The 8869-nt window shown below is 66.7% G+C and carries 9 protein-coding genes; 5 read left to right on the top strand and 4 right to left on the bottom strand.

Annotated elements, in window-relative coordinates; all coding sequences use genetic code 11:
- Positions 1-492: 492 nt before the first annotated feature.
- A complete protein-coding gene (gene tyrS, locus AC5P9L_RS17050; protein WP_005407778.1) occupies positions 493-1704 on the bottom strand; it encodes a tyrosine--tRNA ligase in 1212 nt (403 codons plus the stop codon).
- 167 nt (positions 1705-1871) lie between these two features.
- Here tyrS and AC5P9L_RS17045 point away from each other — a divergent pair, with 167 nt between their 5' ends.
- Together AC5P9L_RS17045 and AC5P9L_RS17040 are read left to right on the top strand one after the other, a co-directional pair.
- Positions 1872-3344, top strand: a complete 1473-nt coding sequence (locus AC5P9L_RS17045) for a M23 family metallopeptidase (protein WP_111118142.1) — start codon at positions 1872-1874, stop codon at positions 3342-3344.
- 65 nt (positions 3345-3409) lie between these two features.
- Positions 3410-4537 (top strand): anhydro-N-acetylmuramic acid kinase, encoded by a 1128-nt coding sequence (locus AC5P9L_RS17040; protein ID WP_114618816.1) that lies wholly within the window; start codon positions 3410-3412, stop codon positions 4535-4537.
- 79 nt (positions 4538-4616) lie between these two features.
- Here AC5P9L_RS17040 and AC5P9L_RS17035 read toward each other — a convergent pair whose 3' ends face one another.
- The 3 genes from AC5P9L_RS17035 to AC5P9L_RS17025 all read right to left on the bottom strand — a co-directional run bounded on the left by AC5P9L_RS17035 (position 4617) and on the right by AC5P9L_RS17025 (position 7095).
- The gene (locus AC5P9L_RS17035) at positions 4617-4847 is read right to left on the bottom strand and encodes a hypothetical protein (RefSeq protein WP_114618813.1); all 231 of its coding nucleotides are present in this window, start codon (positions 4845-4847) and stop codon (positions 4617-4619) included.
- Positions 4848-4924: 77 nt separating this feature from the next.
- Complete coding sequence (locus AC5P9L_RS17030; RefSeq protein ID WP_005412009.1) at positions 4925-6298, bottom strand: AmpG family muropeptide MFS transporter; 1374 nt, start codon at positions 6296-6298, stop codon at positions 4925-4927.
- On the bottom strand, positions 6295-7095 hold the full coding sequence (locus tag AC5P9L_RS17025) for an exodeoxyribonuclease III (protein WP_024956358.1): 801 nt from the start codon (positions 7093-7095) through the stop codon (positions 6295-6297). Before AC5P9L_RS17025 ends, AC5P9L_RS17030 begins: the two co-directional genes overlap by 4 nt.
- A 162-nt stretch (positions 7096-7257) precedes the next feature.
- Between AC5P9L_RS17025 and pyrE the strand changes: the two genes are divergently transcribed.
- The 3 genes from pyrE (at position 7258) to AC5P9L_RS17010 (ending at position 8869) form a co-directional block, all read left to right on the top strand.
- Positions 7258-7917, top strand: coding sequence for an orotate phosphoribosyltransferase (pyrE, locus tag AC5P9L_RS17020; protein WP_005407772.1), 660 nt, complete (start codon positions 7258-7260; stop codon positions 7915-7917).
- A 19-nt stretch (positions 7918-7936) separates the two neighbouring features.
- Complete coding sequence (locus AC5P9L_RS17015) at positions 7937-8602, top strand: hypothetical protein (RefSeq protein ID WP_005407771.1); 666 nt, start codon at positions 7937-7939, stop codon at positions 8600-8602.
- 174 nt (positions 8603-8776) lie between these two features.
- Positions 8777-8869: a potassium-transporting ATPase subunit F gene (locus tag AC5P9L_RS17010; protein WP_005407770.1), complete on the top strand. Its 93-nt coding sequence runs from the start codon at positions 8777-8779 to the stop codon at positions 8867-8869.

Here is an 8869-nt window from a genome sequence, read left to right as displayed (position 1 = left end):
TAAAGCTGCAGATGATTGATGCTGGCAACGTATCGCTTGCTTTAAAACAATTAATAGTTGCTTGATCAAACGTCTGCAAGATGGACAATCATCCTTCCTGCAGGCGCCTTCACAAGATACCTGCGCATACTTTCAAAGATCGAGGGAAGTGGCCTCAGCGCCGCTCCCATGTGCTGCGAAGTTTCCTTCGTAGCGAGCCGCCCATTATGCCAGACTTTTTCAGTCCGTCAACACCTTCGTTCGATCATCTCGTTCGGCGGTGGTGGGCGCCCTGTTGTCGCTGAAGCCCCTTGGTGGCGACCCCTGCGACGGGGGAGGAGAAGTATGTCCCTATTCCCATCGTTTGTGAAGGGGGTGTGGCGATTTTTTTCACCGGATGTTGCATCCGTTCATCCGTCGCGCTGCGGGAGGACCGCCCGAAGAGCAGCCAAGCGTGGGCTTGGCTCTACAAGAGCATAAGGAAGGGCCGGCTGCGCCGGCCCTTCCTTTGTCTCAGGCAGCGACCAGGCGTACGCGGGCGAAGGTGCGCTTGCCGACCTGCAACAGGCCTTCGAAGCCCGGCTGCAGCACCTGCTGGCCGTCTTCGACCACCTCACCGTCCACCTTGACCGCGCGCTCCTTGAGCTTGCGGTTGGCTTCGGAGTTGCTCGGGGTCAGGCCGGCCGCGGTCAGCAGCGCAGCAATACGCAGGCCTTCGACCGGGATCGCCACGTCCTGCAGCGGCAGCTGAGTGATATCGCCCTGCCCGGTCACCGCCGCTTCCCAGCCGGCGATCGCCTGCTCGGCCGCTGCGGCGTCGTGGAAGCGGGTCGCCAGTTCACGCGCCAGGCGCAGCTTGACCACGCGCGGGTTCAGGCCGCCATTGGCCACCTGCTCGCGCAGCTGCACGGCTTCGGCCTGGCTGATGTCGAAGGACAGCAGCTCGATCCAGCGCCACATCAGGGTGTCGTCCACCTTCATGGTCTTGGTGACGATGTCGATGGCCGGTTCGCTGATGCCAATGTAGTTGCCCAGCGACTTGGACATCTTGTTGACGCCGTCCAGGCCCTCCAGCAGCGGCATGGTCAGCACCACCTGCGGCTTCTGGCCGTGGTGCTCCTGCAGGCCACGGCCCATCAGCAGGTTGAACTTCTGGTCGGTACCGCCCAGCTCCACGTCGGCCTCCAGGGCCACGGAGTCGTAGCCCTGCACCAGCGGGTACAGGAACTCATGGATGGCGATGGACTGCTGGGCGGCGTAGCGCTTGGCGAAGTCGTCGCGCTCGAGCATGCGTGCCACGGTGTGCTGGCCGGCCAGGCGGATCATGTCGGCCGCGCCCATCTTGCCGAACCACTCCGAGTTGAAGCGGACTTCGGTACGGCTGCGGTCCAGCACCTTGAACACCTGCTCCTCATAGGTACGGGCGTTGGCCAGCACGTCCTCGCGGCTGAGCGGCTTGCGGGTGAGGCTCTTGCCGGACGGGTCGCCGATCATGCCGGTGAAGTCGCCGATCAGGAAAATGACCTGGTGGCCGAGGTCCTGGAACTGGCGCATCTTGTTCAGCAGCACCGTGTGGCCCAGGTGCAGGTCGGGCGCGGTGGGGTCGAAGCCGGCCTTGATCCGCAGCGGGCGGCCCTCCTGCAGGCGCGCACGCAGATCCTCGAGCTTGAGGATCTCGTCGGCACCACGGCCGATCTGGGCAAGGGCTTCTTCAATCGAGGACACGTGACTACTCCCGGCAACGCCGATTCTTGTGTGGGGTGTTAAAGCAAAGTTAACCCGATTGGCTTCACAAAAGCCAATGGGCACAAGGGTTTGACGCGGTTTTCTCAGGTGTCTATGGTAACCGGCGATCAGGCCCCCGCTCCCGGGCCACCAGGAAAAAACCGCCGATGCACAATTCCGAACAAGGGCGCGCACGCAAGCAGCGCTTCCAGGAACGCCTCCACGTCCTGCACGACAACGCCCTGCATCGGAAGCTCAGGCAACATCTTCCCGCCGCCTTCAACGAGCGCTGGACCCGGCGCCATTGGATGCATGCCAGCCTGTTCGCGACCATCGGCGCCCTGGTGGCGACGATCGTGCCGGGCTTCTCGCACACCATCGACGCCCCCTTTGCCGACAGCCATACCAGCCTGGCACTGCCGTTGCCGCCGCTGGCCATGGCCCGCCAGCAGCAGGTGCCCGGTGACAGCTGGCAGGTGCTGCGCGTGGAACGCGGCCAGACCCTGAGCGATCTGTTCGACAAGGCCGGTATCCCGGCGACCACCCTGCACCGGGTACTGGACCACCCGGGCGCGCGCGAGGCGCTGACCAAGCTTCGCCCGGGCGCCGAGATCGCCTTCGACATGCCGCTGTCCGGCGACCTGCGCAGCATCCGCTTCGACCGCGATGCCGACAACCGGGTGGAGCTGAGCCTGGCCGGTGACGACATCAAGGAGAAGGTGACCAAGCGCGAGACCTCCACGCGCACGGTGGTCACCAGTGGCGAGATCACCAGCTCGCTGTATGCCGCGGCCCGCCGCGCCGGGCTGTCGCCGTCGGCGATCGCGACGATGACCGACGACATCTTCAAGTACGACATCGACTTCTCGAAGGACCTGCAGCCGGGCGACCGCTTCAGCGTGGTGATGGATGAAACCTGGCGCGAAGGCGAGAAGGTGGACACCAGCAAGATTCTGGCGGCGACGTTCACCACCGGTGGCAAGACCTATTCCGGCTTCCGCTTCGACCGCAACGGCAAGTCCGAGTACTACGACATCAACGGCCGTTCGCTGAAGAAGAGCTTCATCCGCATGCCGATCCCGTTCGCGCGGCTGAGCTCGACCTTCGGTGCGCGCAAGCACCCCGTGCTGGGCAAGATGCGCATGCACAAGGGCGTGGACTACGCCGCGCGCACCGGCACCCCGATCATGGCCGCCGGCGACGCCCGCGTGCAGTTCGCCGGCGTGCAGCGCGGTTACGGCAACGTGGTGATCCTCGACCACGGCCGTGGCCACACCACCCTGTATGGGCACATGTCGCGCTTTGCGAACATCAAGACCGGCCAGCGGGTGGCCCAGGGCACGGTGATCGGTTATGTCGGCTCGACCGGCCTGGCCACCGGCCCGCACCTGCACTACGAATTCCGCGTCAACGGCGAGCACCGCAACCCGCTGACCGTGACCATGCCGCCGCCGGAGCCGCTGAAGGGCGCCGAGCTGGTCGCCTTCCGCGCGCAGACCGCGCCGGCGATGGCCCGCATCCAGGGCATGGAGAAGCTGATCTACGCCGATGCCAGCCCGGCACCGACCAGCCGCGACGAGGCCGCCCCCGAGGTGGCCAGCGCCAAGGACAAGAGCAGCGCCGGCCGCAAGCGCGGCTGAGCCCCTGCGTTGACGAAGAAGGACGCGGCAGCACAAGCTTGCCGCGTCCTTTTTTTATGCCCGCCATGAACACGACTGCCGACACTGACGCCCCCCTGTACCTTGGCCTGATGTCGGGCACCAGTGCCGACGGCATCGATGCCGCGCTGGTGCAGTTTCCTGCCGGCGGAGGCTGCCGTTTCGTGCACGGCCTGACCGCCCGCTGGGAGCCGGTGCTGCGTGCACGGCTGGTGGCGCTGGGCGAAGGTGGTCCACTGGATTCGCTGGAGGAGCTGGGCGAGCTGGACGCCCGGATCGCGATCAGCTTCGCCGGGGCCGCCAACCAGCTGCTGGCCGAGGCTGGCGTGGACCGCAGCCAGGTGCGCGCGATCGGCTCGCATGGGCAGACCGTGCGTCACCGGCCGCTGGCCGACCCCGCCTTCACCGTGCAGCTGGGCGACGGCAACCGCATCGCCGAGTTGACCGGGATCACCACGGTCTCCGACTTCCGCCGCCGCGACGTGGCGGCCGGGGGCCATGGTGCGCCACTGATGCCGGCCTTCCACCTGACCATGCTGGGCACGGCCGACGAAGACCGCGCCGTGCTCAATCTGGGCGGTATCGCCAACCTGACCCTGATTCCGCGCGAAGGTGCGGTACGTGGCTTCGATACCGGCCCGGCCAATGCGCTGATGGATGCCTGGTGCCAGCGCCACACCGGCCGGACCTTTGATGCCGACGGCGCGTACGCCGCCAGCGGCGCGGTGGACGAGGGCCTGCTGGCGGGCTGGCGCTCGGACCCGTGGTTCGCGCTGCCGCCGCCGAAGAGCACCGGCCGTGAGCAGTTCCACCTGGCCTGGGCCGAGGCGCACATGGCCGAGGGCCAGTACGCGGCGGCCGACGTGCAGGCGACCCTGCTGGAACTGACCGTGGCAACGGTGGCCGATGCGCTGCTGGCGCAGCAGCCGCAGACCCGCCGCCTGCTGGTCTGTGGCGGCGGGGTGCGCAACCGGCAGCTGATGAAGCGCCTGGCGGCGCGGCTGCCGGACGTGCAGGTGGAATCCAGCGCCGTGCACGGGCTGGACCCGGAGTACGTGGAGGCAATGGGCTTCGCATGGCTGGCGCAGCGGACGGTGGACGGGCTGGCCGGCAACCTGCCAAGCGTGACCGGAGCTAAGGGCCCGCGGATCCTGGGTGCGATCCACCTGGCGTGAGGTGGCGCCATCCACGCGTGGCGTGGATCTACCGGGCAGCCGGACGTGGACTCGTCTCTACAGCATTGCGGCGCGGCCGCTAATCGAAGCCCTGCCCTGCGGGCAAGGCCTGCAGGGCGGCAATGGCATCGGACAGGGCATCCACTTCCGGATCGCCGAAGCCGGAGCGGACTTCCAGTTCACTGCTGAACAGGCCCTGCTCCAGCAAGGCGGCACAGGTCTGTTCGTGGGTCAAGCCGCGGGCGACCGCGACGCGTTTGATACGTTCCAGCAGCAGCGGGTCCAGATCCCGCAGCACAACGTCGGCCATGCTCACTTCCCCGTTCGCAAGGCACCGCCCCCTCGGCGCGTCGGGGCGATGATCCCGCAGACCGGGCGGGCAGGCAATCAGGTCGAGCCGGCGGCCTGGCGACGGCGCTGCTGCAGGATCAGCAGGGCGCAGAGGATCACCACCGGGATCGCCACCAGCGCGGTACCGACGAAGAACAGCGCGTAGCCTTCCAGCAGCGTCCGGCCCTGTGCGAGCGTCTGTACCGACCACCCCGAGAGCCCCTTGAGCGCCTTGCCGGGCATCGCGTAGAACGAGCTGAGCAGCGCGTACTGGGTGGCGGTGTATCCGATGCTGGTCAGGCTCGACATATAGGCGATCAGCGCCGTTCCGGCGAAGCCGCTGGCGAAGTTGTCGATCGCCATGGCGACGGCGAAATGGGTTGTGTCCGGGCCGGAATAGGCCAGCCAGGCAAACGCCAGGTTGGAGGCCGGCCCCAGCACAGCGCCTACCATCAGCGCCGCCAGCACCCCCCAGCGGACCGAGACCAGGCCCGCTGCGGCAATACCGACGAAGGTCGCGACCAGCCCGACCGAGCCACGCACCGCGCCCACGGTGTCCTCGTCCAGGCCGAGATCGACGTAGAACGGGTTGGCCATCGGTCCCATGACGAAGTCGGCCATGCGATAGACGCTGATGGCCACCAGGATCAGGATCGCGCCGCTGCGATGCTCGCGGACGAAGGCGATGAACGGTCCCGCTACGGCGTCGAACAATCCGCGCGGTGTCCACAGCGAGGTCGCCTGCGCCTGCACGGCAGCCACTTCCCGCGCGGGTTCGCGGGCCATGACCACGGCCACCACGCCAAGCGCCATCAGCACGGCCATGATCTCGTAGGAAACCTGCCAGCCGACACGGGCCGCGATGATCAGGATCAGCGCATCGGTGACCAGCAATGCAGTGCGGTAGCCCAGTGCCGAGGATGAGGTCAGCAGTCCAAGCTGCTCGCTGTTGTCAGCACTTTCAATGCGCCAGGCATCGATGACGATGTCCTGGGTGGCCGAAGCAAACGCTACGATCACGGCCATCACGCCGAACACGACGATGTGCTGCCAGGCGATACCCAGGAACTGGATCTGGCCCCCCTTGGGCTGGACCAGCGCCATGCCGACCAGGCCCACCACCACGACCAGCTGCGACAGCAGCATCCAGCCACGGCGGCGGCCAAAGCGGCCGAACAGAGGCACGTCGGTCTTGTCGACGATCGGTGCCCACAGGAACTTCATGGTGTAGGCCAGCCCGACCCATGACAGGAAGCCGATCGTACTCAGCTCGATGCCTTCCTTGCGCATCCAGAAGCCGAGCGTGTTGCCCACCAGATAGATCGGCAGGCCGGAACTGAAGCCGAGCAGCAGCATCGCCAGCACCTTGCGCTGGCTCAGGTTGGACAACACCTGCTGCCACGGTCGGCGCGGCTTGGCAGCCTCGGTCACAGGTCGTAGTCCACGGTGAACGGGGCGTGGTCGGAGAAGCGCTCGTCGCGGTAGATCGAGCAGCTTCGCAGGCGGTCACGCAGGCCCGGGGTGATGAACTGGTAGTCGATGCGCCAACCGACATTGTTGGCACGGGCGGCGCCGCGGTTGCTCCACCAGGTGTAGTCCTCTCCGGTGGGGTTGAGCAGGCGGTAGGCATCGGCCCAGCCGCGACCGGCGGCGACATCGGTGGCCTGGCCGTGGTCGGCGCAGAGGGCGTTGAGCCAGTCGCGTTCCTCCGGCAGGCAGCCGGAATTCTTCTGGTTGGACTTCCAGTTCTTGATGTCCAGCGCCGAACGCACGATGTTCCAGTCGCCGCACAGCACGTAGTCGCGGCCGCTGCGCGCCCACTCCTCCAGGATCGGCCGCAGCCATTCCATCACTTCGAACTTGAAGCCCTGGCGCAGGTCGCCCGAGCTGCCGGACGGGATATAGAAGGAGACCACGCTGAGGTTGCCGTAGCGTGCCTCGATGTAGCGGCCTTCGTCGTCGAACGGGGCCCAGCCCAGCGACGTGATGACCTGGTCCGGCTCGCGCTTGCTGTAGATCGCCACGCCGCTGTAGCCCTTCTTGGTAATGGCGTCGCGGTAGAAGCAGTGGTGGCCGTCCGGGCGGAACATCGGGTCGCTCAGCTGGTCTTCCTGGGCCTTGGTTTCCTGGATGCACAGGACATCGGCATCCTGGGCACGGAACCAGTCGAGGAAGCCCTTGGTCGCGGCGGAACGGATGCCATTGGCGTTGAAACTGATGATGCGCATGCGGAAGACCTACGGCGGGAAACCGGGCAAGCATACCGGTTGACTGCAGGGCTGCGCAGTCCGCCGGGTGGGCCCGCCAGCGCCTTCACACGGGGCCGGACGAGCGCGAAACGCCCAGCTGGATTAGGATTTGTGCTCCAAATGAAGATGAATCGAGTTTTGATGAGCGACCACCGCCACCGTTTCCTGCAGTTGGCCCTGACCGCCGACGCCCTTCGCTTCGGCCAGTTCACCCTCAAGTCCGGCCGGCTGAGCCCCTATTTCTTCAACGCCGGGCGCTTCGACTCCGGCTCGCTGCTGTCCCAGCTCGGCGCGTGCTATGCCGATGCCATCGATGCCAGCGGGATCAAGTACGACGTGGTGTTCGGCCCGGCCTACAAGGGCATCCCGCTGGCCACCGCGATGGCCTGCGAGCTGGCCCAGCGCGGCCGCGACCTGCCGCTGTCGTTCAACCGCAAGGAAGCCAAGGACCATGGCGAGGGTGGCCAGCTGATCGGCGCCGACATGCAGGGCAAGCGCGTGCTGATCGTCGACGACGTGATCACCGCCGGTACGGCGATCCGCGAAGCGCTGGGCATCATCCGCGCCGCCGGTGGCACCCCGGCCGGCATCGTGGTGGCACTGGACCGCCAGGAGATCGCTTCGGAGACCGACCGCCGTTCTGCCGCGCAGTCGGTGGCCGAAGAAGCCGGTATCCCGGTGATCGCCGTGGCATCGCTGGCCGATCTGCTTGATTTCGCCTCCGGCAACCCGGAACTTGTGGGTTACCGGCAGCCGCTGGAAGCCTACCGGGCCCAGTACGGCGTTCGTTCGATCCGCTGACCGACCCAGGGGAAAGGTCATGTCCCGAGTTCCTGCTGTCCTCTTCGCCGGCCTGCTGCTGGTCGTGCCGTTCACCGTACCGGCGCAGTCGCGCGACAGCGGCAAGGCGGAAAAGAAGCTGTACTGCTGGAACGAGGGCAAGGAGCGGATCTGCAGTGATTCGCTGCCGGCCGACGCGGTCAACCATGCCCGCGAGGAATTCAATGCGAGCACGGGCCTGCGCAATGCGCAGGTCCAGCGCGCGTTGACCGACGAGGAGCGTGCCGCTGCCAGCACCGCTGCGCAGCAGCAACAGCTGGACCTGATGGCCGAGCAGACCCGCCAGCGCACCGAGCAGGCCATGTTGTCCACCTACGGCAGCGAGGCCGACCTGCGCCGGGTGTTTGCCGAGCGCCAGGAAGTGCTGGACAACAACCTGAAGACAGCCGAGTACAACGTCACCAGCCTGCGTGAGTCGCTGGTGGCGCTGCTGTCGGCGGCGGGAGACCGCGAGCTGGCCGGCGCCAAGGTGGCCGACAAGCAGGCCGAGGCGATCCGCAAGCGGCATGCGCAGCTGCAGGCGCAGCAGCGCCTGCAGGCCGGGCTGGTGCAGCAGCAGCAGGCGTTGAAGGCCGAGATCGACAGCACCCTGCAGCGCTATCGCGAGCTGAAGGGGCTGGTGCCGGCGGACGCTCCGGCGGGCTGACGGCGCTGACTCCGCCGGGCATGGCCCGGCGCTACCCCGGGCCTGGTTACGGGTTGGCCCACGGAATTTATGCACTCTTTACGCGTCGGCCCGGTCCGGCGCGTAGTGCGTTTATGGGGGGTAGGACGACGATGGCGGCCTGAGGTGGAGGGGTTCCACCAGGACGCTATTGCAATGTCCCCCTGGCTGTCGTTGTTGTGTGGCGTGCTGGTGCTGGTTGCCGCCGCCTATCTCCTTTATGTCGTGCTGCGGCCCGAGTCGTTCTGA

Source organism: Stenotrophomonas sp. YJH_SMC_64 (genome assembly GCF_059371375.1).
The sequence above is the reverse complement of the archived record's forward strand: the minus strand, read 5'-3'. Positions and strand labels throughout refer to the sequence as shown.

What these genes read in the sequence shown, in the direction of transcription:
- AC5P9L_RS17045 (WP_111118142.1), top strand. Translation starts at nt 1,872, where the DNA reads ATGCACAATTCCGAACAAGGGCGCGCACGCAAGCAGCGCTTCCAGGAA.
- AC5P9L_RS17040 (WP_114618816.1), top strand. Translation starts at nt 3,410, where the DNA reads ATGAACACGACTGCCGACACTGACGCCCCCCTGTACCTTGGCCTGATG.
- AC5P9L_RS17035 (WP_114618813.1), bottom strand. Translation starts at nt 4,847, where the DNA reads ATGGCCGACGTTGTGCTGCGGGATCTGGACCCGCTGCTGCTGGAACGT.
- AC5P9L_RS17025 (WP_024956358.1), bottom strand. Translation starts at nt 7,095, where the DNA reads ATGCGCATCATCAGTTTCAACGCCAATGGCATCCGTTCCGCCGCGACC.
- pyrE (WP_005407772.1), top strand. Translation starts at nt 7,258, where the DNA reads ATGAGCGACCACCGCCACCGTTTCCTGCAGTTGGCCCTGACCGCCGAC.
- AC5P9L_RS17015 (WP_005407771.1), top strand. Translation starts at nt 7,937, where the DNA reads ATGTCCCGAGTTCCTGCTGTCCTCTTCGCCGGCCTGCTGCTGGTCGTG.
- AC5P9L_RS17010 (WP_005407770.1), top strand. Translation starts at nt 8,777, where the DNA reads ATGTCCCCCTGGCTGTCGTTGTTGTGTGGCGTGCTGGTGCTGGTTGCC.